The organism is Sulfitobacter sp. CB2047 (assembly GCF_000735125.2).
Classification (GTDB): Bacteria; Pseudomonadota; Alphaproteobacteria; order Rhodobacterales; family Rhodobacteraceae; genus Sulfitobacter; species Sulfitobacter pontiacus.
Map to the genome: position 1 here is coordinate 1,428,977 of NZ_CP072613.1, position 22,196 is coordinate 1,451,172.

General features: G+C 61.7%; 21 protein-coding genes. 14 read left to right on the top strand and 7 right to left on the bottom strand.

The window, feature by feature from the left end; all coding sequences use genetic code 11:
- Positions 1-12 precede the first annotated feature (12 nt).
- The 13 genes from IV89_RS07095 (at position 13) to IV89_RS07155 (ending at position 14,560) form a co-directional block, all read left to right on the top strand.
- On the top strand, positions 13-264 hold the full coding sequence (locus tag IV89_RS07095; RefSeq protein ID WP_005854125.1) for a DUF2484 family protein: 252 nt from the start codon (positions 13-15) through the stop codon (positions 262-264).
- On the top strand, positions 261-521 hold the full coding sequence (locus IV89_RS07100; RefSeq protein ID WP_037944515.1) for a DUF2484 family protein: 261 nt from the start codon (positions 261-263) through the stop codon (positions 519-521). Before IV89_RS07095 ends, IV89_RS07100 begins: the two co-directional genes overlap by 4 nt.
- The gene (locus IV89_RS07105; RefSeq protein WP_037944514.1) at positions 518-799 is read left to right on the top strand and encodes a hypothetical protein; all 282 of its coding nucleotides are present in this window, start codon (positions 518-520) and stop codon (positions 797-799) included. The genes IV89_RS07100 and IV89_RS07105 overlap by 4 nt, the downstream gene beginning before the upstream one ends.
- 74 nt (positions 800-873) lie before the next feature.
- Entirely contained in the window at positions 874-1,797 is a 924-nt protein-coding gene (murB, locus tag IV89_RS07110; RefSeq protein WP_037944513.1) for a UDP-N-acetylmuramate dehydrogenase, read from the top strand.
- Between the two features lie 89 nt (positions 1,798-1,886).
- Complete coding sequence (locus IV89_RS07115; RefSeq protein WP_074634488.1) at positions 1,887-2,807, top strand: D-alanine--D-alanine ligase; 921 nt, start codon at positions 1,887-1,889, stop codon at positions 2,805-2,807.
- A complete protein-coding gene (locus IV89_RS07120; RefSeq protein WP_005854115.1) occupies positions 2,795-3,682 on the top strand; it encodes a cell division protein FtsQ/DivIB in 888 nt (295 codons plus the stop codon). Before IV89_RS07115 ends, IV89_RS07120 begins: the two co-directional genes overlap by 13 nt.
- Positions 3,683-3,686: 4 nt before the next feature.
- Positions 3,687-5,021 (top strand): cell division protein FtsA, encoded by a 1,335-nt coding sequence (gene ftsA, locus IV89_RS07125; protein ID WP_037944512.1) that lies wholly within the window; start codon positions 3,687-3,689, stop codon positions 5,019-5,021.
- A 172-nt stretch (positions 5,022-5,193) separates the two neighbouring features.
- The gene (ftsZ, locus tag IV89_RS07130) at positions 5,194-6,834 is read left to right on the top strand and encodes a cell division protein FtsZ (RefSeq protein ID WP_037944511.1); all 1,641 of its coding nucleotides are present in this window, start codon (positions 5,194-5,196) and stop codon (positions 6,832-6,834) included.
- A gap of 349 nt (positions 6,835-7,183) precedes the next feature.
- The gene (gene lpxC, locus IV89_RS07135) at positions 7,184-8,107 is read left to right on the top strand and encodes a UDP-3-O-acyl-N-acetylglucosamine deacetylase (protein ID WP_037945053.1); all 924 of its coding nucleotides are present in this window, start codon (positions 7,184-7,186) and stop codon (positions 8,105-8,107) included.
- Between the two features lie 211 nt (positions 8,108-8,318).
- The gene (locus IV89_RS07140; RefSeq protein ID WP_005854107.1) at positions 8,319-9,191 is read left to right on the top strand and encodes an outer membrane protein assembly factor BamD; all 873 of its coding nucleotides are present in this window, start codon (positions 8,319-8,321) and stop codon (positions 9,189-9,191) included.
- 38 nt (positions 9,192-9,229) lie between these two features.
- Positions 9,230-10,891: a DNA repair protein RecN gene (gene recN, locus IV89_RS07145; RefSeq protein WP_037944510.1), complete on the top strand. Its 1,662-nt coding sequence runs from the start codon at positions 9,230-9,232 to the stop codon at positions 10,889-10,891.
- 79 nt (positions 10,892-10,970) lie between these two features.
- A complete protein-coding gene (locus IV89_RS07150) occupies positions 10,971-12,656 on the top strand; it encodes a chloride channel protein (protein WP_005854103.1) in 1,686 nt (561 codons plus the stop codon).
- A 143-nt stretch (positions 12,657-12,799) separates the two neighbouring features.
- Positions 12,800-14,560 carry a calcium-binding protein gene (locus IV89_RS07155; protein ID WP_037944508.1) on the top strand — a complete coding sequence of 587 codons (1,761 nt, stop codon included), beginning with the start codon at positions 12,800-12,802 and terminating at the stop codon, positions 14,558-14,560.
- 57 nt (positions 14,561-14,617) lie between these two features.
- Here the strand turns inward: IV89_RS07155 and IV89_RS07160 are convergent, their stop codons facing one another.
- The 5 genes from IV89_RS07160 to IV89_RS07180 all read right to left on the bottom strand — a co-directional run bounded on the left by IV89_RS07160 (position 14,618) and on the right by IV89_RS07180 (position 20,738).
- Positions 14,618-14,962: a DUF427 domain-containing protein gene (locus IV89_RS07160; protein ID WP_005854099.1), complete on the bottom strand. Its 345-nt coding sequence runs from the start codon at positions 14,960-14,962 to the stop codon at positions 14,618-14,620.
- 40 nt (positions 14,963-15,002) lie between these two features.
- Positions 15,003-16,793, bottom strand: coding sequence for an aminopeptidase P family protein (locus tag IV89_RS07165; RefSeq protein WP_037944507.1), 1,791 nt, complete (start codon positions 16,791-16,793; stop codon positions 15,003-15,005).
- 57 nt (positions 16,794-16,850) lie between these two features.
- Complete coding sequence (gene cobT, locus IV89_RS07170; RefSeq protein ID WP_037944506.1) at positions 16,851-18,728, bottom strand: cobaltochelatase subunit CobT; 1,878 nt, start codon at positions 18,726-18,728, stop codon at positions 16,851-16,853.
- Positions 18,729-18,883: 155 nt separating this feature from the next.
- A complete protein-coding gene (gene cobS / locus IV89_RS07175; RefSeq protein WP_005854093.1) occupies positions 18,884-19,870 on the bottom strand; it encodes a cobaltochelatase subunit CobS in 987 nt (328 codons plus the stop codon).
- Between the two features lie 241 nt (positions 19,871-20,111).
- Positions 20,112-20,738 carry a J domain-containing protein gene (locus IV89_RS07180; protein ID WP_037944505.1) on the bottom strand — a complete coding sequence of 209 codons (627 nt, stop codon included), beginning with the start codon at positions 20,736-20,738 and terminating at the stop codon, positions 20,112-20,114.
- 75 nt (positions 20,739-20,813) lie between these two features.
- On the opposite strand from IV89_RS07180, the gene IV89_RS07185 reads away from it, so the two are divergent.
- Complete coding sequence (locus IV89_RS07185) at positions 20,814-21,071, top strand: BolA family protein (protein WP_005854089.1); 258 nt, start codon at positions 20,814-20,816, stop codon at positions 21,069-21,071.
- A gap of 21 nt (positions 21,072-21,092) precedes the next feature.
- On the opposite strand, the gene IV89_RS07190 is transcribed toward IV89_RS07185, so the two are convergent.
- Together IV89_RS07190 and IV89_RS07195 are read right to left on the bottom strand one after the other, a co-directional pair.
- Positions 21,093-21,653: a hypothetical protein gene (locus IV89_RS07190; protein ID WP_037944504.1), complete on the bottom strand. Its 561-nt coding sequence runs from the start codon at positions 21,651-21,653 to the stop codon at positions 21,093-21,095.
- Positions 21,654-21,699: 46 nt separating this feature from the next.
- Entirely contained in the window at positions 21,700-22,167 is a 468-nt protein-coding gene (locus IV89_RS07195) for a thioesterase family protein (protein WP_037944503.1), read from the bottom strand.
- Positions 22,168-22,196: the final 29 nt, after the last annotated feature.

Here is a 22,196-nt window from a genome sequence, read left to right on the forward strand (position 1 = left end):
CGGGGGCCGGTCATGACCTTGCTTTGGGCTTGCATCCTGTGGGTCTTTTGCTCGGCCACGGTGGCGACGCTGCCCATGCGTCTGCAATATATTCCCGGTGTGATCCTGCTGATTGCCGCACCGGTGCTGATCATCCTGATCGGTCTTCAGGTGGGCTGGCTCTATAGCCTGCTTGCTCTTGCTGCCTTTGTGTCCATGTTCCGCAATCCCTTGCGCTTTTTGCTGGCCAAGCTGCGCGGACAAAACCCGGAGGTTCCAAAATGAGTATATCACTGGTTCTTGCCTGTTTTTGGGCGGTCGTTGCCAATGTGTTGGCGATGACGCCCAGTTCTGACCAGCATTGGCGCAGCGCCTATGTGCTGATTGCCGTCGGCATCCCCGTCCTGGGGTTTGTCACCATGCAGCATGGCCCTTGGGTCGGGATGCTGGTGTTCGCGGGCGGGTGTTCGGTGTTGCGCTGGCCGGTGATCTATCTGATGCGCTGGCTGCGCGGCGCCGCTGTGCGGAATGCCGCAAAGTGAACCTGACGCTGGTGATCCTGATCAGCATCCTCGTGGTGTGGATGCTGGCCGCGGGCTGGTGCGGTCTGATGCGCCGGTATGGCGGCTTTGTGCTGGTCCTGCTGGCAGGGCTCGCGCTGAACTGGGCGTGGATGATCTGGGGCCTTGGCGCGAAACCGCTGGAGCGTCCGGTGTTCATGGCGCAAGCCGCCGCCACGGGCTATGCGGTCTGCGCGTTTCTTGCAGGATGGCTGGCCGGCCGTATCGCGCGCGAGCTGCGGGCGAACCGGCCTGATTGATTGGGCGGTTTTTGGCGCGCTTCGGGCACATGTGGAAAATTGACCTCCCTCCCAAAGCGGGCTAGGCGAAGGGCATGACAGATATTTCCTTTCCCGACATGCGTGGTAAGCTGACGCAAAACCGCCCCTTGGCTGATCTGACCTGGCTACGCGTGGGCGGCCCTGCTGACTATTTCTACCAGCCTGCCGATGCGGATGATCTGGCGGCTTTCATGAAGGCGCTGCCCGCTGATGTCGTGGTCATGCCGATGGGGGTCGGATCGAATGTGATCGTGCGCGACGGCGGCTTGCGCGCTGTGGTGATCCGGCTGGGGCGCGGGTTCAACACCATCAAATGCGAAGACGGAATCGTCACCGCAGGTGCCGCGGCGCTGGACGCCCATGTCGCGCGCAAGGCAGCAGACGCGGGGTTGGACCTGACCTTCCTGCGCACAATCCCGGGTAGTATTGGCGGCGCGGTACGGATGAACGCGGGCTGCTATGGTGCCTATACTGCTGATTATTTCATCAGCGCAGACGCGATCACCCGCACAGGCGAACAGGTCACGCTTGGGCCGGACGATCTGCAATTTGCCTATCGCCAGACCGCTTTGCCAGAGGGATATGTCATCACCGCTGCCCGTTTCGCGCCCCCCAAAGGCGAGGCGCAAGCGCTGCACGCGCGGATGGAGGACCAGCTGCGCAAACGGGACGAAACCCAACCCACCAAGGACCGCAGCGCAGGATCGACGTTCCGCAATCCGGCGGGGTTTTCCAGCACGGGGCAGGCGGATGACCGCCATGATCTGAAGGCGTGGAAGGTCATTGACGACGCCGGTTTGCGCGGTGCCACCTTGGGTGGCGCGCAGATGAGCCCGAAACACCCCAACTTCCTGATCAATACGGGTTCCGCGACGGCAGCAGACCTTGAAGCGTTGGGTGAAATGGTGCGAAAAAAGGTTTACGATTCCAGCGGGATTACGCTAGAGTGGGAAATTATGCGGATCGGCGAAAAATAAACGTTCGAGCGTCATGATTTAGGGCCGCCAAAAGGCTCGGAACAGAATGAATAAGGGTCGCAACAGGCCCGTTTAAAAAGGCAGATTGAGTGGGATTGTCGAGCAGGACACCCCCGAGAGTTGCAGTATTGTTGGGTGGCCCCTCGGCGGAACGCGAGGTGTCTCTGTCAACAGGGCGCGCCTGCGCAGCGGCTTTGCGGGACCGGAGTTTCGAAGTCATCGAGGTCGATTGCGGCCCCGACCTTTGTGCCGATCTGGGCGCTGCTCAACCCGATGTCGTTCTGAATTGTCTGCATGGCCGCTGGGGCGAAGACGGCTGCGTGCAGGGTTTGCTGGAATGGATGGGCCTGCCTTACACACACTCCGGCGTGCTGGCCTCTGCCCTTGCGATGGACAAGCAGCGCAGCAAGGAAGTTTTTCGTGCCGCGGGTTTGCCTGTCGTGGAAAGCTTGATCGTATCGGCGGCGACTGTGCGGGGATCCCATGTGATGGACCCGCCCTATGTGGTCAAGCCGAACAACGAAGGGTCATCCGTCGGTGTTTACCTTGTCGAGATCGAAAACAACGGCCCGCCACAGTTGGATGATGCCATGCCTGCCGAGGTCATGGTCGAGAAATTTATCCCCGGTCGCGAACTGACCACCACCGTGATGGGCGAACGTGCGCTGACCGTGACCGACATCCACACGACGGGCTGGTATGATTATGACGCCAAGTACAAGGCGGGCGGGTCTACCCATGTGGTCCCTGCCGATATCCCGCACGAAATTTTTGAGCTCTGCATGGATTACGCCCTGCGGGCGCATAACGCGCTTGGCTGTCGCGGTGTCAGTCGCACGGATTTCCGTTGGGATGAAAGCAAGGGGGCAGCGGGGCTGTTCCTGTTGGAAACCAATACCCAGCCCGGCATGACCCCCACGTCGCTGTCGCCCGAACAGGCGCAGGCGGTTGGCATTTCCTTTGGCGAGCTCTGCGCCTGGATGGTCGAGGACGCGTCATGCAATCGTTGATCAAACGCGTCAAACCCGCCAAGCCGGCCAAGGCAGATCCCGCACCGTCACGTTGGGCGTGGCGCATGCAGCGCTTGATGCTGACGCCGACGTTCCGTTTCGGGCTGCGCGTCGGGGTGCCGTTCTGCTTGGCCTTGGCTGCGGGGACAATCTATCTGTCGGACGAAGCACGGCGCGGCCAGTTGGCCGATGTCTATGCCAATGCCCGCACCAGCATCCAGCAGCGCCCTGAATTTATGGTCAAGCTGATGGCGATTGATGGTGTCGAAGGCGTTTTGGCCGCCGACGTGCGTGCTGCTGTGCCTGTCGAATTTCCAACCAGTTCCTTTGATCTTGATCTGCCTGCATTGCGGCAGGCGATCACCGATCTTCCCGGCGTCAAGCAGGCATCGCTGCGGGTGAAGCCGGGCGGCGTGTTGCAGGTGTCGGTACAGCCACGGGTGCCGGTCGCCGTTTGGCGTAGCCAGGACGGGCTGCTGCTGATCGACGCCGAGGGCAGCCCCATCGGCCAGCTTGCTTCGCGTGGCGATCGCACGGACCTGCCCTTGGTGGTAGGCGAGGCGGCGAACCAGCGCGTGAGCGAAGCGCTTGAATTGATCCGCACGGCGGCTCCGTTGGGGGAGCGGCTGCGCGGCTTGGTGCGCATGGGAGAGCGGCGATGGGACGTCGTTCTTGACCGTGAACAGCGTATCTTGCTGCCCGAAACCCAGGCCGTTCAGGCGCTGGAGCGGGTGATCGCGCTGGAAGGCGCACAGGATGTGCTGGCCCGCGACGTTGCGCGGGTAGACATGCGGTTGGCCCAACGGCCCACCGTGCAAATGAACAAGGACGCCACACAAGAATTGTGGCGCATCAGGCAGATTTCGGGACAGTGAAAAGATGATGGACCTATACGATAGTCAGCGATCCATGCGCCACATGCGTAAGCTTGCGATGCAACGCGGCGTGGTGGCTATTCTGGATGTGGGCACGTCAAAGATCGCCTGCCTGGTGCTGCGGTTTGACGGCACGGGCCGCGTCTCTGAAGAGGGCGAAATCGGGTCGCTCGCGGGGCAATCCGGTTTTCGCGTGATCGGGGCTGCGACCACGCGGTCGCGCGGGGTTCGCTTTGGCGAGATCTGCGCCATGCAGGAAACCGAACGCGCTGTGCGTACCGCGCTGCAGGCGGCGCAGAAAATGGCGAACATCCGTGTGGATCACGTGATCGCCTGTTTCTCGGGGGCTGAACCGCGCAGCTACGGTCTGGATGCGGCGCTGGATCTGGAAGGGCAGGTCGTGTCCGAGCAGGATGTCGCGCAGGTTCTGGCCAATTGCGACGTGCCCGAATACGGCGAGGGCCGTGAAGTGCTGCATGCGCAGCCGGTGAACTTTGCGCTGGATAACCGGTCGGGCCTGTCCGATCCTCGCGGCCAATTGGGCAATACCCTGTCGGTCGATATGCATATGCTGACCGTGGACGCGGCGGCGGTTCAACACCTTGCCCATTGCATCAAACGCTGTGACCTCGAACTGGCGGGCGTTGCGTCTTCGGCCTATGTTTCGGGGATTTCGTCGCTGGTCGAGGACGAGCAGGAACTTGGTGCCGCCTGTATTGATCTTGGCGGCGGGTCGACCTCTGTTTCGATCTTCATTCGCAAACACATGATCTATGCCGACAGCGTGCGCATGGGCGGGGATCACATCACCTCTGACATCTCTATGGGGTTGCAGGTGCCGACGGCCAATGCTGAACGGATCAAGACCTTCTATGGCGGGGTGCATGCGACAGGCATGGACGACCGCGAGATGATCGATATCGGTGGCGATACCGGGGATTACGAGCACGACCGTCGCACCGTGAGCCGCGCCGAGCTGATCGGCATCATGCGCCCCCGTGTCGAAGAAATTCTGGAAGAAGTCCGCGCCCGTCTGGATGCCGCGGGCTTTGACCACCTGCCAAGCCAGCAGATCGTGCTGACCGGCGGCGGCAGTCAGATTCCGGGTCTTGATGGTCTGGCAAGCAAGATTTTGGGCCAACAGGTCCGTTTGGGCCGCCCGCTGCGCGTGCATGGCCTGCCGCAAGCCGCAACCGGTCCGGGTTTCGCCTCTGCTGTAGGGTTGGCGCTGTTTGCCGCGCACCCGCAAGACGAGTGGTGGGACTTTGACATTCCCGCCGATCGCTACCCATCCCGGTCGTTGAAGCGCGCTGTCAAGTGGTTCCGCGACAACTGGTAACCCCCAGATGCGGTGCGCGCGTCGAAATCATGAGAAAACCGGCAAAAAAACGCCCATATAATGTGTCAAAACCGTGTTTTCTAGGTGACGCATGGGCGTTCTCCCTATACAATAAGGGGGATTGCACAAAAAATGCTCCGTAAGCGAGCTAAACAATACAGGCGGATGGCTCATGACCCTTAATCTTTCAATGCCCGGACAGGGCGACCTGAAACCCCGCATCACAGTGTTTGGTGTTGGCGGGGCAGGCGGCAACGCCGTGAACAACATGATCGAGAAAGAGCTCGACGGTGTTGATTTCGTGGTTGCCAACACAGACGCGCAAGCGTTGCAGCAAGCCAAAGCGGAAAGCCGCGTTCAGCTGGGCATCAAAGTGACCGAAGGTCTGGGTGCGGGCGCGCGGGCCTCTGTCGGTGCTGCTGCTGCCGAAGAAAGCATTGAACAGATTGTTGACCACCTGGCCGGCGCGCACATGTGCTTTATCACCGCCGGTATGGGCGGGGGCACCGGGACAGGGGCCGCGCCGATCATCGCGCAGGCCGCGCGGGAGCTGGGTGTTCTGACCGTTGGTGTCGTGACCAAGCCGTTCCAGTTTGAGGGCATCAAGCGGATGCGTCAGGCTGAAGACGGTATCGAGGCGCTGCAGAAGGTCGTCGATACACTGATCATCATTCCCAACCAGAACCTGTTCCGTCTGGCGAATGAAAAAACCACCTTTACCGAAGCATTCTCCATGGCGGATGACGTGCTGTACCAAGGTGTCAAGGGCGTAACGGATCTGATGGTCCGCCCCGGCCTGATCAACCTCGACTTTGCGGACGTGCGCGCCGTGATGGACGAGATGGGCAAAGCGATGATGGGCACCGGCGAGGCAGAGGGCGAAGATCGCGCCATCCAGGCCGCCGAGAAGGCCATCGCGAACCCGCTGCTGGACGAAATCAGCCTGCGCGGTGCCAAGGGCGTTCTGATCAACATCACCGGCGGTCACGACCTCACCTTGTTCGAATTGGACGAAGCGGCGAACCGTATCCGCGAAGAAGTCGACCCAGACGCGAATATCATCGTGGGGTCCACGCTCGACACCGAACTGGGTGGCGTCATGCGCGTGAGCGTTGTTGCCACTGGGATCGATGCGGTTGACGTCAACACCGAGATGCCCGTGCCGCGCCGTTCCATGTCGCAGCCATTGCCTGCCAAAGCGCCAGAGGTTGAACAAGCCCCCGCCGCCGAAGCACCTGCACCCGTTGCCGCACAAGCCGAGTACGAAGAAGAACCACAGCAGCAGCTGTTCAAGGAAGAAGCCGCGGTCAACCACAGCGGTTTCTCTGACACATCCTACGAAGACGAAGCGTCGGACGCAGATGATCTGCCACCCCCCGCCTACCGTCCCGAGGTTGCGTCCTTCCAGCCGCGCCGCGAAGAGGTGAATGTCGACGCGCAAGAGCAAGAGGCGTTTGTCGCGCCACGCGCCCCTGCACCCGGCACCCCATCGCCCGAAGCACTGGCCCGTCTGCGCGCCGCCGCGCAAAAAGCGTCGCCAAGCCAGCAACAACAGCGTCAGCCACAAGCGCAGCCGCAGCAGCAGCGTCAACAACCCGCCGCCGAGCAGGGGGAGAAGCGCTTTGGCATCAACTCGTTGATCAACCGCATGACCGGTCACGGTGAGGCGGAAACACAGCAGCAGCGCCCCGCACGTCAGCAGCCGCCGGTTCAGACCCGCGCGAGCTCTGCCGCGCCACAGCCGCGCGACGTTCAGGACGAAGATCAAGAGCGGATCGAAATCCCCGCCTTCCTGCGTCGTCAGGCGAACTAAGCTTACCTAAGACGTCCTCGTAAACGTCCGAAAGGCCACCCTTAGGGGTGGTCTTTTCCGTTAGCGCCACAACTTTAAGCGTGCTGCGGTGCAGCAATTGGGGTGTGCGGGTCGATAACATTCGTTGAAATATTGCTGTTATATGTTCACGCTTCGCCGTCATTTCAGGGATGATCGGGAGCCTGAAATATATATATAACAATGGCTTATTGGGGGTATGCGCACGTTAACGCCCAATTGTGACAGTGATGTTTCAGACGGTAGCAATGATTGAATTGAGCATTAGGAACGGCCCCGTTAGGACAGAGTTCAACTTAGACAGATGATCTTTGGACAGTGAGTATTGACCGTGCAGACAACCATTAAGACAGCGATCAGCTTTAGCGGCACCGGCCTTCATTCCGGCCGTCCTGCAACTGTGACGATCCGTCCGGCTGGCGCGCATCACGGTATCTGGTTCTCGCGCAGTGACGTGGATGTGGGCGATCGCCTGATCCCCGCCCGCTGGGATGCGGTGAATCGCTCGCCTCTTTGCACCAAGCTGGAAAATGCGGCGGGTCTGCAAATCTCTACTGTTGAACACCTGATGGCCGCACTGGCCGGTTGTGGCATCCACAACGCGCTGGTCGAGATTGACGGCCCCGAAGTGCCGATCCTCGACGGCTCTGCCGCGCCCTTCGTGCGGGGTATCATGCAGCGCGGCGTTCGCGTTCTTGCGGCCCCTGTGCGCGCTTTCGAAGTGCTGAAAACGGTCACCGTGACGGATGGAGAAGCCTCGGCCACTATCGCACCGGCAGACACCCTGAAGATCGACTTTGTCATCGATTTCGCCGATGCCGCCATTGGCCATCAGGAAAAGTCGCTGGTCATGAACAACGGCAGCTTCGCCCGCGAACTTTGCGACAGCCGGACCTTCTGCCGTCAGGCGGATGTCGACGCGATGCAGGCGAACGGTCTGGCATTGGGCGGTCACGCTGGTGAAAATGCTGTCGTCTTTGACGGCGACCAAGTGCTGAGCCCCGGTGGTCTGCGCCACGCGGACGAACCCGTACGCCACAAGATGCTGGATGCTTTGGGTGATCTGGCGCTGGCCGGTGCACCGCTGATCGGCCATTACACCGGCGTGCGCGCCGGCCACAGCCTGACCAACACGCTGCTGCGGGCGCTGTTCGCGACCCCCGGTGCCGTGCGCATGGTTGAATGTGACGCGCAAATGGCGTCGCGGCTGCCCGGCTTTGGTCTTGAGTGGGACGAAATCCCCGCCGTTGCCTGAAAGCGGTAACGCGATGTCGCAGGGCAGGGCGTTAACGACGGTTGAAACTCCGGTGGGGCTTGGGTAATCCTTTGTTTACGATTTGGCCCGTCGACAGCCGCCCTTGCAGGGGACTGGCGAATGGTCGTTTTGTTGCGCGAAACCTTGTGCTAGTCACGGGCAAAGGCGTATCGTGAAACGTGACGCAGAGTTTAAAGCGAGGGTGAAACGCATGACGGGTACGATGTCGCGCAAGCGGGTGGTCGGTGCGGTGCTTTTGGCGGGCGTTCTTGGCGCGTGCGGTGGTGCTCAGGACACGGGTCGGACGACCAACAGCTTCTTCAACCCTCAGGAAATTCCGCTTGAAACATACTCGGCCGAGCAGATTTACGAGCGTGGCGAATTTGAACTGAACCGCAAACGCCCTGCTGAAGCCGCTGAATATTTCTCCGAGATCGAACGCCTGTACCCCTATTCCGAATGGGCCAAGCGGGCGCTGATCATGCAGGCTTTCGCCTATCATCAGGATCAGGATTACCCCAACAGCCGCTCTGCTGCGCAGCGCTATATTGATTTCTTCCCCGATGATGATGACGCGTCCTATGCAAGCTACCTTCTCGCGCTAAGCTATTATGACCAGATCGACGAAGTTGGCCGCGATCAAGGGCTGACCTTTCAGGCGCTGCAAGCGCTGCGTCGCGTGATCGAGGATTATCCAGACAGCGAATATGCGCGGTCTTCCGTGCTGAAATTCGATCTGGCGTTTGACCATCTGGCGGGTAAGGAAATGGAAGTAGGGCGCTATTATCTGCGCCGCAAACACTATACCGCGTCGATCAACCGCTTCCGCGTCGTGGTCGAGGATTTCCAGACAACCACCCACACCGCCGAGGCGCTGCACCGTCTGGTAGAGGCGTATCTGTCGCTGGGTCTCACGGACGAGGCGCAGACCGCAGGTGCCATTCTGGGGCACAACTACCAGTCCACCGAATGGTACGAGGCAAGCTATAAGCTGCTGACCGGTCAGGGCCTTGAAATGAAGTCCTTCGGCGATAACTGGTTGACCGCGATCTACCGCCAAACGATCAAGGGCGAATGGATCTGACCCAAGCGCCTTTTGACGGCCCACACGGATAGTGACCCATGCTACGCGGCCTAGATATTTCGGATATGCTGATCATCGACCGGCTGGAACTTGCGTTTCAGCCGGGTTTGAACGTTCTGACCGGCGAAACCGGGGCGGGTAAATCGATCTTGCTTGATAGTCTCGGGTTCGTGCTGGGCTGGCGCGGGCGCGCCGATCTGGTGCGTCAGGGCGCGTCTCAGGGCGAGGTCACGGCATGGTTCGACCTGCCCGAAGGCCACGCGGCCTATGCGGTGCTGGAAGAGGCTGGCCTGCCCGGCGAGAGCGAGTTGATCTTGCGCCGTATCAACGGGTCTGACGGGCGCAAAACGGCTTGGGTCAATGACCGCCGCTGCTCGGGCGAGGTGCTGCGCGCGCTGTCGGAAACGCTGGTCGAATTGCACGGCCAGCATGACGACCGCGGGTTGCTTGACCCCAAGGGCCACCGCGCCATTCTGGATGAATTCGCGGGCACCGCCCCGCTGCGCGACAAGGTGCGGCAGGCGTGGTCTGCCTTGGCTGCTGCGCGCAAGGCCGCCAAACAGGCCGCCGCCGAACGCGCGGCCATTGCCGCCGAAGAAGAATACCTGCGCCACGCCGTGGCAGAGCTGGACAAGCTGGACCCGCAAGCGGGCGAGGAAGAACAGCTCGACGCGCGCCGTCGCCTGATGCAAAGCGCCGAAAAGATCCGCAGCGATGTGGTCAACGCCTACGAGATGATGGGACAGGGCGGGGCAGAGACACAGCTGGGCGACGCCCTGCGCTGGCTCGACGGGGTGGCCCATAAAGCCGACGGCGCGCTAGAGGCCCCGATGGCCGCGCTTTCGCGTGCGATGGTCGAATTGGACGAGGCGATGGAAGGCGTGGTCGCCGCCATCGACACCATGTCGTTCAACCCGATCGAGCTGGAAGAAACCGAAGAGCGCCTCTTTGCGATCCGCGCCATGGCCCGCAAGCACGAGGTGCTGGCCGACGATCTGGCGGGCTTTGCCGATACGTTGCGCGGCAAGCTGGACGCGCTGGACGCAGGCGAGGCCGCACAGGCGGGCCTAGAGAAAGCCGTGCGCGACGCACAAGCCGCCTATGATGCCGCAGCCGACGCCCTGACCGATGCGCGCCGCAAGAAAGCGGGCAAGCTGGACAAGGCCGTCGCGGCAGAGCTTGCTCCGCTCAAGATGGAGCGCGCGGTTTTTGCCACGCAGATCACCGAGGAAACGCCCGGACCGGAAGGCCGCGATGCGGTGTCCTTTACCGTGGCCACCAACCCCGGCGCGCCTGCGGGCCCACTTGGCAAGATCGCATCAGGCGGGGAGCTCAGCCGCTTTCTGCTCGCGCTCAAGGTTTGTCTGGCCAAGGGGCAAACCGGCCTGACGATGATCTTTGATGAAATCGACCGGGGTGTCGGCGGTGCGACTGCCGATGCGGTGGGGCGTCGTCTGGCGGCGCTGTCGCAGGGCGGGCAGGTGCTTGTTGTCACCCACTCCCCCCAGGTTGCCGCTTTGGGCGCGCATCACTGGCGCGTGTCCAAGGCCGTGTCCAAGGGCATGACCCTGTCGACGGTCACGCCACTGTCAGCGCCAGAACGCGTGGACGAGGTCGCGCGGATGCTGGCTGGGGATACGATTACCGAGGCCGCACGCGCCGCCGCGCGCGAGCTTTTGGGCGAAGAATTCGCCAGCTAGCGGCACAGTCTTGATTGCAGGGGTTTTAACGCAGGCGGCTCTGTCCTAGACATGGGTAAACCCTGACAGCAAAGCCGCCATGCCTTTGAAACCGCGCCCCTTTCTGAACCAGCAGTATGACACGTTGTGCAACCATGCGCGTTTGGGGTGGGATGTGTTGCGTGAAAAAGGGCCGGGCAAGGTCACCTTCTGGTTCATCGCGCTTGCAATCGGCATCTCGGCAGGCTTTGCTGCGCTGTTTTTTCGCAAAGGGATCAACGCATTACAGGCGTTTCTTTACGGCACCGAAGATGTGCAGCACCTGCATAGTTTTATCGGAAGCCTTGATTGGTATTGGGTTGTTCTGATCCCTACCATCGGCGGGCTGACCGTGGGGCTGATCTTGCATAATTTCACCCGAGACGCCCGTGTGCGCAGCGTCGGCGATGTGATCCTTGGCGCGGCATTGCACGAAGGTCGGGTGGAAACACGGGCTGGTATTGCGTCGGCGCTGGCGTCGCTGATCACGCTGAGCACCGGCGGATCGTCAGGGCGAGAAGGGCCGGTGGTCCACCTTGCGGGCGTGATCTCGACCCTGGTGAGCCGCCGGATCAATGCCAGCGGTATTACCGGTCGTGACCTGCTGGGCTGCGCCGTTGCGGCGGCCGTCTCTGCCAGCTTTAATGCCCCGATCGCAGGCGCGCTTTTCGCGCTCGAGATCGTGTTGCGCCACTTTGCGGTGCACGCCTTTGCCCCCATCGTGATCGCGTCGGCCGCCGGCACTGTGATCAACCGGTTGGAATTCGGCGGGCTGACCGAATTTGCCCTGCCCACCGTGGGCGATATGTCCTTCTATGCCGAGCTGCCCGCCTTCCTGCTGCTGGGTCTGACCTGCGGTGTGGTGGCGGTCTTTCTGATGCGCGGTATCTTCTGGGCCGAGGATTTCGGCAACTTCATACAGGCCCGCAGCAAGCTGCCGCGCTACCTGCGCCCTGCCGTGGCAGGGGCAATCCTTGGCGTAATTGCGCTGTGGTTCCCGCATATCATCGGCGTCGGATACGAGACGACGACCCGCGCGTTAAGCGGTGACATGATCCTGCACGAAGCTGTTGTCTTTGCCGTGCTCAAGATCATCGCGGTGTCGATCACCCTTGGCGGGCGGATGGGCGGCGGGGTGTTTTCGCCTTCGCTGATGTTAGGGGCGCTGACGGGGCTGGCCTTCGGGTTGATTGCCACGGGCGTCTTTCCCACGATGTCGGGGGCCACGTCGCTTTACGCGCTGGCAGGCATGGGCGCGGTGGCGGCTGCCGTTCTGGGGGCGCCGATCTCTACCACCTTGATTGTATTCGAACTGACCGGAGACTGGCAGACGGGTCTGGCGGTGATGGTCGCTGTGAGCATGTCGACCGCGCTTGCCTCGCGTCTGGTGCACCGCAGCTTTTTCCTGACGCAGATGGAACGCCGCGGTATCCACCTTGCCGCCGGTCCTCAGGCCTATCTGCTGGGCATGTTCATGGTGGGCCGCATCATGCGCCGCCCCGACGACCTGCGCGCTGCGAACGAAGAAACCTGCTGGGATCTGATCGGCGAGGGTACCTATATCGACGGCACCGCCACGCTAGAGGCCGCGATGCCGATTTTCGAGCAGACCGGCGCGGCGTTTATTCCCGTGGTCACGCTCAAGCCCGAATCGCCGCCCGAACTTTTGGGCGCGCTGTTCCATGTGGATGCGCTCAAGGCCTATAACCGCGCCCTGGCCGAGACAGCGGCCGAGGAACATTCTTGATTGTCGCTGTATTCGCGACAGTGAGCGCAGCGGGGCTGAACTGTCCTAAATATTGAAATGTGTCTGAAATGCGGCGGTAATTTGTCTTTCTTGCGTTCCTCAGCGTAAGCTACACTCTGGGTATAGCTTAGGGGGATTTGAACATGCTTGGATTGACTTTACTACCAGCGCTCGCGCTTTTGGGGTTTGCGGGATTGATTGGCAGCGACAGCGATGACGACGATACCAACGACGACATGCAAGACGTGGCAGAGCCCGAGGTGACAGACCCGCAGATCGCCACGCAGCAGGGCACCAACGGCCCTGATCTGGTCACGGGCACGGACGCGGATGACGACATCGACGCGTTTGGCGGTGACGACACGGTAAACGGCTTTGGCGGCGATGACACGGTGCAGGGCGGCGCGGGCAATGACCAGCTGAACCTTGGCGGTGGCGACAATCTTGGCAATGGCGAAGAGGGTCGCGATACCGTCAACGGCGGGCCGGGTGCCGACACATTGCTGGGCGGGAACGGCGCGGACAGTCTTTCAGGCTTCGGGGGCACCGATGATCTCTCCGGCGGGCAGGGCAGCGATATGCTGCGCGGTGGTCTGGGTGATGATCTGCTCAATGGGAACAACGGCAGCGATACGCTTGATGGCGGGGCTGATAATGACACCCTGATCGGCGGTAGCGGCGACGATAGCCTTGGCGGCTTTGGCGGTGCGGATTCCCTCGTGGGCGGGCTCGGGTCCGACAATCTGGATGGCGGGGCCGATAATGATACGCTTTTGGGCGGCGGGCTGATGGACACGCTCTTTGGCGGTTCCGGCGATGACGTGCTGCGCGGTGGCACCAACAACGATCTGGTCAACGGCGGGTCCGGCGAAGACGACGCCCAGGGCAACTTTGGCGCGGATACCGTGCTGGGGGGGCGCGGCAATGACACGCTAAGCGGTGGCGAAGGCTTTGACTACATCGAAGGGAACGACGGCGACGACATCCTGATGGGCAACGAAGGCAACGACGGGCTCAGCGGCGGGCAGGGCAATGACACGCTGATGGGCGGGGTTGGCAGCGATACGCTGAGCGGGTTGGCGGGCGATGATATGCTCGACGGGCAGGGCGGCAACGACCTGCTGAACGGCAACACCGGGAATGACACGTTGATGGGGGGCGGGTTGAACGACACGCTGAATGGCAATGGCGGCGACGATGTGATCAGCGGCGGCACCCAAAGCGATCTGATCAACGGCGGCAGTGGTAATGATGCGCTGTCTGGCGACGCAGGTGCCGATACGATCAACGCAGGCCCCGGCAATGATACGCTGACGGGCGGCGAGGGGCCGGACAAGCTGGCGGGCAACAGGGGCGACGACCTGATTGATGGCGACGCTGGCAATGACGCGCTGTTCGGCGGCATGGGCGACGACACGTTGAACGGCGGGGCGGGGAATGACTTCCTGATCTCGGGGCTGGGGACCGACAGTATTGACGGCGGTGCCGGTGACGATGTGATCCGCGCGTTCGACTTCAACCTCAACGGCAATGTGTCGGGCGATACCGATACGATGGCAGATGTCGTGCTGGGGGGCGATGGCAACGACACCATCAGCGCCAACGACGGCGATACCGTGACAGGGGGCGACGGGGCCGACGTGATCAATGCCATCGGCTATGATCAAGTTGGCAAAGCCCCGGTCATCGTGACCGACTTTAATCTCGCCGAAGACGGGCTGTACCTGCAGGAAACCCAAGGCTCACCCGCGCAATTTGCCCCCGGTGACGGGATGTTCGAAATCCGCGCCGCGGCCAATGGCATCGATAGTGAACTTGTGGTCAACGGCAATGTCGTGGTGATCGTGCAGAACACCAGCGCCGCCGATCTCAGCGCGGACACAAGCTGGCTGCTGAACGCATAAGAGGGGCCGCAGCCCCCCTTGCTTTAATCTTGAATTTCCAGGGCCCTCTCGGGGGCCCTAGATTTGTTCGACCGCAACCTCGGGCAATTGGTAGAAGGCCAGATGGCCCTTGATCTCGGCGACATCCTCGCTGGGGTCCTCGTAGGACCATGCCACGTTTTCCAACGTCCGGCTTTTGGTCACAACCGAGAAGTAATGCGCATCGCCCTTATGCGGGCAGTGGGTGGTCTTGTCGGTCTTGTCCAGAAACGCCATGGCGATATCCGAACGGGGGATATAGATTACCGCGTCGTGGTCGCCTTCGCGCAGCTCAAGCGCATTACGTGTTTCGGCAAGTACCGCGCCCCCCGCGCGCACTGTCCATGTTCCGTTCGACTTCAATATCTTGATATGGTCTGCCATTGCTGACCGTCCTCCCTGAATGAACTGAAATATATCGCGCTCAAACCGGCGCTGTTGCCGCATCCAACCACAGTTTTGCAACCGGTGATAGCCGCGGCCCGATCTTTTCCGCAACGTCGCGATGATAGGCGTTCAGCCAGTCTCGCGCATCTTGGGTCAGCATCTGCGGCACGATCAGCCGCGTGTCGATGGGCGCAAAGCTCAGCGTCTCCCACGACAGCATGGCGCGATGCGCGTCCCCGCCCGGCAGATCAGGCGCAGACCGCACCACGGCAAGGTTTTCGAGCCGGATGCCAAAGGCCCCCTCGCGGTAATAACCGGGCTCGATGCTCAGGATCATCCCTTCGGACAGGGGCACCGTGCTGAGCTTGCTGAGGCGTTGCGGCCCTTCGTGCACGCTAAGATAGGCCCCGACGCCATGGCCCAGCCCGTGATCGAAATCCTGCCCCGCCATCCAAAGCGGCAAACGCCCCACTGCCTCGATATCCCGCCCGGCCAGCCCTTGGGGCCAGCGCAGACGGCTCATGGCGATCAAACCGTTCAGCACACGGGTAAACGCCTCTTTCGCCTCGACCGGCGGCGTGCCGATGGCGATGGTGCGGGTGATGTCGGTGGTGCCATCCAGATATTGCCCGCCCGAATCCAGCACCAGCAGATGCCCGTCTTGCAAAAGACTATCGGTGTCCTCGGTCACGCGGTAATGCATGATCGCACCATTGGGGCCGGTCCCGGCAATGGTTTCAAAGCTGATCTCTTGCAAGGCCGGATCACGGCGGCGTGCGGTCTCCAGCTGGGTCACCACTTGCGTCTCCGTCACGCTGCCCGCAGGCTGCGCGTCCAGCCAAGCCAGCACCTCGACCAAGGCCGCCCCGTCGCGCAAATGCGCCGCGACAGAGCCTTCGATCTCCGCCGCGTTCTTGCGGGCCTTGGGCAGGGCGCAGGGGTCGTCGCCCCAGACGACCCTGTCGCCCAAAGCGTCCCAAACAGCCACAGGCACGGTGGCCTTCTCGACCAGCACGGGGCCCGACAGGTCGCCAAGCGCATCCAAAAACGCCTCTGGCGCATGCAGGGTCACATGCGCGCCCAAATGCGCCTCAAGCCCCTCCAGCTTGGAGGGAGCGACGAACGCGTCCACGTGACCCGCGCTGTGCAGCACGGCAAAGCCATGCACGACCGGATTTCGCGCGATATCGGACCCGCGGATGTTCAGCAGCCAACACAGGCTGTCGGGCAGGGTGATCACGGCGGCCCCACGGCCTTTGTCGCGCAGCCCTTCGGCCAGCCGCGCGATCTTATCGCCATGGGCCTCGCCCGCATAGCCGATCGGGTGGACCTTGGCGGGGTTCATGGGCGGGGCGGGCTGGTCCTCCCAGATGCGGTCGACCAGATTATCGGTGCGGCGCAGCGTGATGCCGCTGCCGTCCAAGGCGTCCTCAAGCTGGGCGATCTGCCCGGCGGCATGCAGCCAGGGATCAAAGCCGATAACGCCACCCTGAGGCAGCTGTGCGCGCAGCCATTCGGCCAGCGAGACTTCGGGCCAGGCCACGGGCGTATAGACATCCGCCACCTGCGCCTTGACCTGCGTGCGATAGCGCCCATCGATAAACACGCCCGCAACATCGCGCAAAGCGGCACAGAAGCCGGCCGATCCGGTGAACCCCGTGAGCCATTTCAAGCGATCGTCACGGGGGGCAACATATTCACCTTGATGCGCGTCGGCGCGGGGCACCAGAAACCCGTCAAGCGCCTCTGCCTCCAGCTCTTTGCGCAGCGCCGCCAGCCGTGGCGGCCCTTGTTCCGGCCGCGAGGTTACCTCGAACGATTGAAACATATCCCCACCCCATTCTTCATTTTGCTCTTAAAACTCCCCGCGGAGCGTCCCTTACCCTCAGCTTGCGCGGCGCATGCCCATGACACGGGCCCGCGCGCGGGGATCGGTATCAAACAGCGCCGCCAGCTGTTCGGTCATCGCACCGGCCAGCTGGTCGACATCGGTGATCGTGACGGCGCGGTCATAATAGCGGGTGACGTCGTGGCCGATACCGATGGCCAGCAGTTCCACCGCCTTGCGTTTCTCGACCATGGCGATCACGTCGCGCAGGTGTTTTTCCAGATAATTCGCAGGGTTCACCGATAGGGTGCTGTCGTCCACAGGCGCACCGTCGCTGATCACCATCAGGATCTTGCGCGCCTCGTGGCGGGCGATCATCCGGCGGTGCGCCCATTCCAGCGCCTCCCCGTCGATGTTCTCTTTCAGCAAGCCTTCCTTCATCATCAGCCCTAGATTGGGCCGCGTGCGCCGCCAGGGGGCGTCGGCGGATTTATAGATGATGTGGCGCAGGTCATTCAGACGGCCCGGCTGGACCGGACGGCCGTCGTTCAACCAGGCCTCGCGGGCTTGGCCGCCTTTCCAGGCGCGGGTGGTAAAGCCCAGGATCTCGACCTTGACGTTGCAACGCTCCAGCGTGCGGGCCAGAACATCGGCGCAGATCGCGGCGATGGAAATCGGCCGCCCGCGCATCGAGCCGGAGTTATCCAGCAGCAAGGTCACACAGGTGTCGCGGAATTCGGTGTCCTGTTCGACCTTGAATGACAGCGGCGTTGTGGGGTTGGCCACGACACGGGCCAGACGACCGGCATCCAGCGTGCCTTCCTCCAGATCGAATTCCCACGACCGGTTCTGCTGCGCCTGCAAGCGACGTTGCAGCTTGTTCGCCAGACGGCTGACCGCGCCTTTCAGCGGTTCAAGCTGTTGGTCCAGATAGGCGCGCAGGCGTTCAAGCTCTGCCGGTTCGGCAAGGTCTTCGGCCCCGATCACCTCGTCATGATCTGTCTGGTACACCAGATAATTCGGGTCCGCGTCCGAGGCTTGCGGCGGGGCGGGCGGCTCCATCGGGGCGTCGCCATCGGGCATCTCGGCCTCTTCGCCAAGCTCCTGATCGGCGGTGTCATCCATCGACACCTGCGCCTGAGATTCATCCTGCTGCTGCTCTTGCGACTGCTCGGGCGAGGCTTCTGCCTCGTCGTCGTCCTGATCGTCCTGACCGGTGCTATCGGGCTCTTGCTCTTCTTCGGTGCCTTCTTCCTCCGCGCTGTCTTGGTCGTCGTCGCCTTGGTCGGGGTCATCGCCCAGCTGATCGCCATAGCCAAGATCAACGATCATCTTGCGCGCAAAGCGGGCAAAGGCGGCCTGATCATCCAGCGTGTCGTTCAACGTCTCGAGCGTGCCACCGGCCTGATCCTCGATATAGCCGCGCCACAGCTCCATAGCGTTGGCGGCACCGGCGGGCATGTCACGCCCCGTTGCCAGATGGCGCACCAGATAGCCTGCCGCCGTCGCCAAAGGCACGTCCGAGGGTTGCTTGGCCTGATCATAGCCCTTGCGCAGGGAGTCGTATTTGATCTTCGCGTCGATATTGCCCGCGGTGCCGGGCATGTCGCGGGCACCTACGGCTTCGCAACGGGCGGTCTCCATCGCTTCATAAAGATCGCGGGCCATGTCACCGGCGGGCATGTATTTCGCGTGGGTCTGGCCGTTGTGATAGCGCCGGTTCAGCGCGAGCGCGTCAGCGGTGCCGCGGGCCAGCAGGACTTCCTCGCGGGTCATGCGACGACTGACCTGCGGCAGGCGCATGGAATCCCCGCTCAGCCCCGACGGGTCAACGGAATAGCTGACCGTGAGGTCAGGATCGTTCGACATGACCTTGGTCGCTTCGGCCAAAGCCTTTTTGAACGCGTCGGCGGGGTTATCTGATTGTTTGCTCATGTCATTCTCCCATCCGAGTGCGGCCGACCTGCGGCTTTGGTCACCGCGGCCACACGAAACGGGGCGCTGCGGTCAGACTGTCGTCCACCGATCAAGCTGCCGGTGGACGTCTTGTTCTTCATCCCTGCCAACGCGGGCACGGGGTGGATCGTAGCTTAGCCAAGGCTCAGGCTGGCGGCGGATTCCGGCAGCTCTTCGTCGAACAGACGCTGATAGAATTCGGCCACGGTCTGGCGTTCAAGTTCATCACATTTGTTGAGGAACGACAGGCGGAAGGCATAACCCACGTCGCGGAAAATCTCGGCGTTCTGGGCCCAGGCAATCACGGTCCGCGGCGACATAACGGTCGAGAGTTCGCCATTCATGAAGGCGGTGCGCGTCAGGTCTGCGACGGTAACCATCTGTTTGATCGTCTTGCGGCCTTTTTCGGTGTTGTAATGCGGGTTCTTCGACAGAACGATCTGGGTTTCGGCGTCGATGCTCAGATAGTTCAACGTCGCCACCAGCGACCAACGGTCCATCTGGCCCTGGTTGATCTGCTGTGTGCCGTGGTAAAGACCCGTGGTGTCGCCCAGACCCACCGTGTTCGCGGTCGCGAAGATGCGGAAATAGGGGTGGGGTTCGATCACCTGGTTCTGGTCCAGCAGCGTCAGCTTGCCGTCTACCTCCAGCACACGCTGGATCACGAACATCACATCAGCGCGGCCCGCGTCATATTCATCAAACACGATCGCTGTGGGGTTGCGCAGGGCCCAAGGCAGGATGCCTTCCTGAAAATCCGTGACCTGCTTGCCGTCTTTCAGCTTGATCGCGTCTTTCCCGATCAGGTCGATCCGGCTGATGTGGCTATCAAGGTTGACGCGGACACAGGGCCAGTTCAGCAGGCTTGCCACCTGTTCGATGTGGGTGGACTTGCCCGTCCCGTGGTAGCCCTGAACCATCACGCGGCGGTTATGGTTGAACCCCGCAAGGATCGCCATCGTGGTGTCGGGATCGAATTTATAGGTGCTGTCCAGATCGGGAACGCGGCTTGTACGTTCTTCAAAGCCATGCACCACCATGTCGGTGTCGATGCCAAAGACTTCGCGAACGGAGATCTCTTTGGTGGGTTTGGTTGTGAGGTCCAATGAGGTCTCGGCCATATTCTGTACGTCCTTCATGCTTCTGTCTTGCGCACCGCTTGCGGATCAAGGGTGGCGTCCACGGCAACATATCTTTCCTGAGCGCGAGGGAAAGGGGCAATTCGCACCTGCGGCAAAACCGCGAATCCCTGTGTCACATGGAAAAGGGGCGGCGCAATTGTCTGCACCGCCCCATCTATATGGCTCTCAAGCCCGTCACAGGCGGATGCCGATGCCCTCGGCCCGCCGCAATGCCGCAGCGTCAGTCCTTGAAGTTGCGGCTGCCCTTGAGCTGGTCCCAGGCCCAGACGACGAGCTGCAGCTGCTCTTCCTGGCTGCGGTCCCCGCCGTTCATATCGGGGTGGAGCACCTTGATGAGCGCCTTATAGGCCTTGCGCACCTCGGGTTTGGTCCAGGTGTCCTTGGCTTCCAGAATTTCGAGCGCGCGGCGTTCCGTGGGGGGCAGGCGGCGACCGGCGGCAGGCCCTTTGCCGGGGTTCTGCGTCGCGTTCTTGCCCAGAACCTGATGCGGGTCCTCGATGCCCAAACGCGCCCAGGCCCGCTGTTCGGGGTCGCCAAGAGGCTTGGTCGTGCGCTCCCAGACTTTGTCCTTGGACTGTTGGGCGTTCAATTCGGCTTCTGTGGTGCCGTCAAAGAAGTTCCACTTGAGGTTATATTCGCGCACGTGTTTCTGGCAGAACCAGAAATAATCATCCAGCACGTCCGGTGCTTTGGGCGCGCGGTACTTGCCCGGTTCTTCGCAGCCTTCGTGCGAACAGACGCGTTGCGATGTCTCGGACGCACCGGACATCCCGCGACGGCCACGGGGATTTTTCTTTTTCGAAGACGACACGGACATGTCGAATCCAAAGGGATCACTTTTGGGCATGATATGGACCTTTCCGACTCAGGCCGGTCAGTTTAGACCTTGGGCTGTGAGATTGAAGGGGGGCTGAGCTAAAAAATGTCAGTGACACAAGAAATTGCCGACCGGCTGGAAGAGGCGTTCGCCCCGTCGGAATTAAGCGTCGTTGACGATAGTGAAAGCCATCGCGGCCACGGGGGCTATCGCGAGGGCGGCGAAAGTCATTTTAATGTGAAAATCCGGTCGGCCCATTTCAAGGGGCTGAACCGTGTTGCGCGGCATCGTGCCGTGCATGGCGCGCTTGGCCCCGATCTGATTGGCCGCATTCACGCGCTTGCGCTGGATCTCGACGTTTAAGCGCTGCGTTACAGTTCGCGGCTAGTCTGCCGTCTTTGCCGTTTCCGTTTCCGGGGCCGTGGTGTCTGCCTCGGCCTTCGGGGCGGTCTCTGCGGCTGTGGCGCTTGGCTTGGCGGGCGTTTTCACGGTGGTTGATTTACGGCGCGACGCCAGCGCGTTCAGCAGGGACGGGGCCACCACGGCGGTCTTGCCGTCGTCTTTCGTTTCGCCATGCTCATCCTCGAAATAGGGCGCGTCGCCTGCGTCCTCTGCTTGGGTGGTTTCAACTTCGGGCTCGGGCGTGTCGTGCGTGTCGGGCTGCGGCGGGGGAAGCAGCTCTGTAGTGACGGCTTCGTCCTCGGGCTCGGCCTCGCGGAGGCGGCGAAACACCAGCACATTGCGCCACTCTGTCGTGCTGCCGGTCAGGCCCGCGCGTTCGATCGACGGCAGGGTCTCGGCGCGTTGGTATTCCCACCCATACCCTGAAAGACCGTTCATAAGCTCTTGCAACGCATGGGAAAAACGCGCTTCTGCCCCTTTGACGTTCTTGGCTTTCAACCCTTTGGTCGGGGCGGGCACAACTTTGTATTCATAGCGTGGCATGACGGCTGGCTTTCAAATCAATACGGGGGTGGGCAACGGGATACACTCAGCGTTTCAGACCAATCTTGCGGCCCGCCTGTTCAGGATAAGGCAAGCTGGCATGGGCTGTTTTCATCGCCTCAAGCCGCGCCATGAGGTCGGCGGGCATGGGGGCCACGCGGGGGCCGGACTGGTCAATGTGCAGCGTCAGCGCCTCGCCCGTGGCGGCAAGCCATCCGTCTTCGTGCCAAAGCTGCGTGAAGGAATGGAAACGTTTTTCATCAAAGTCGAGCAGCTGGAAGGTGCAATAGGTCGACGCCCCTTCGTGCAGCTCGCGCAGATAGCAGATGTGGAATTCAGCGACATAGGTGGTGTGGCCGGTCTTCTGATACTCTGGTCCGAACCCGATCTGGTGATAGGCATCATCGACGGCGTTATCCATCAGCACCGAATAATAGGCCATGTTCAGGTGACCGTTACAGTCGATCCATTCGGGCTGAACGATGCGCGGCGATGACCGGAAGGGCGTGTCCATAAATGACCTTTCACAGGATGTCAGATGGG

What these genes read in the sequence shown, in the direction of transcription:
- murB (WP_037944513.1), top strand. Translation starts at nt 874, where the DNA reads ATGACAGATATTTCCTTTCCCGACATGCGTGGTAAGCTGACGCAAAAC.
- ftsZ (WP_037944511.1), top strand. Translation starts at nt 5,194, where the DNA reads ATGACCCTTAATCTTTCAATGCCCGGACAGGGCGACCTGAAACCCCGC.
- IV89_RS07150 (WP_005854103.1), top strand. Translation starts at nt 10,971, where the DNA reads ATGCCTTTGAAACCGCGCCCCTTTCTGAACCAGCAGTATGACACGTTG.
- ftsA (WP_037944512.1), top strand. Translation starts at nt 3,687, where the DNA reads ATGATGGACCTATACGATAGTCAGCGATCCATGCGCCACATGCGTAAG.
- IV89_RS07100 (WP_037944515.1), top strand. Translation starts at nt 261, where the DNA reads ATGAGTATATCACTGGTTCTTGCCTGTTTTTGGGCGGTCGTTGCCAAT.
- IV89_RS07160 (WP_005854099.1), bottom strand. Translation starts at nt 14,962, where the DNA reads ATGGCAGACCATATCAAGATATTGAAGTCGAACGGAACATGGACAGTG.
- IV89_RS07165 (WP_037944507.1), bottom strand. Translation starts at nt 16,793, where the DNA reads ATGTTTCAATCGTTCGAGGTAACCTCGCGGCCGGAACAAGGGCCGCCA.
- IV89_RS07155 (WP_037944508.1), top strand. Translation starts at nt 12,800, where the DNA reads ATGCTTGGATTGACTTTACTACCAGCGCTCGCGCTTTTGGGGTTTGCG.
- IV89_RS07095 (WP_005854125.1), top strand. Translation starts at nt 13, where the DNA reads ATGACCTTGCTTTGGGCTTGCATCCTGTGGGTCTTTTGCTCGGCCACG.
- IV89_RS07140 (WP_005854107.1), top strand. Translation starts at nt 8,319, where the DNA reads ATGACGGGTACGATGTCGCGCAAGCGGGTGGTCGGTGCGGTGCTTTTG.
- recN (WP_037944510.1), top strand. Translation starts at nt 9,230, where the DNA reads ATGCTACGCGGCCTAGATATTTCGGATATGCTGATCATCGACCGGCTG.
- IV89_RS07195 (WP_037944503.1), bottom strand. Translation starts at nt 22,167, where the DNA reads ATGGACACGCCCTTCCGGTCATCGCCGCGCATCGTTCAGCCCGAATGG.
- IV89_RS07185 (WP_005854089.1), top strand. Translation starts at nt 20,814, where the DNA reads ATGTCAGTGACACAAGAAATTGCCGACCGGCTGGAAGAGGCGTTCGCC.
- IV89_RS07190 (WP_037944504.1), bottom strand. Translation starts at nt 21,653, where the DNA reads ATGCCACGCTATGAATACAAAGTTGTGCCCGCCCCGACCAAAGGGTTG.
- IV89_RS07120 (WP_005854115.1), top strand. Translation starts at nt 2,795, where the DNA reads ATGCAATCGTTGATCAAACGCGTCAAACCCGCCAAGCCGGCCAAGGCA.
- IV89_RS07180 (WP_037944505.1), bottom strand. Translation starts at nt 20,738, where the DNA reads ATGCCCAAAAGTGATCCCTTTGGATTCGACATGTCCGTGTCGTCTTCG.
- cobS (WP_005854093.1), bottom strand. Translation starts at nt 19,870, where the DNA reads ATGGCCGAGACCTCATTGGACCTCACAACCAAACCCACCAAAGAGATC.
- cobT (WP_037944506.1), bottom strand. Translation starts at nt 18,728, where the DNA reads ATGAGCAAACAATCAGATAACCCCGCCGACGCGTTCAAAAAGGCTTTG.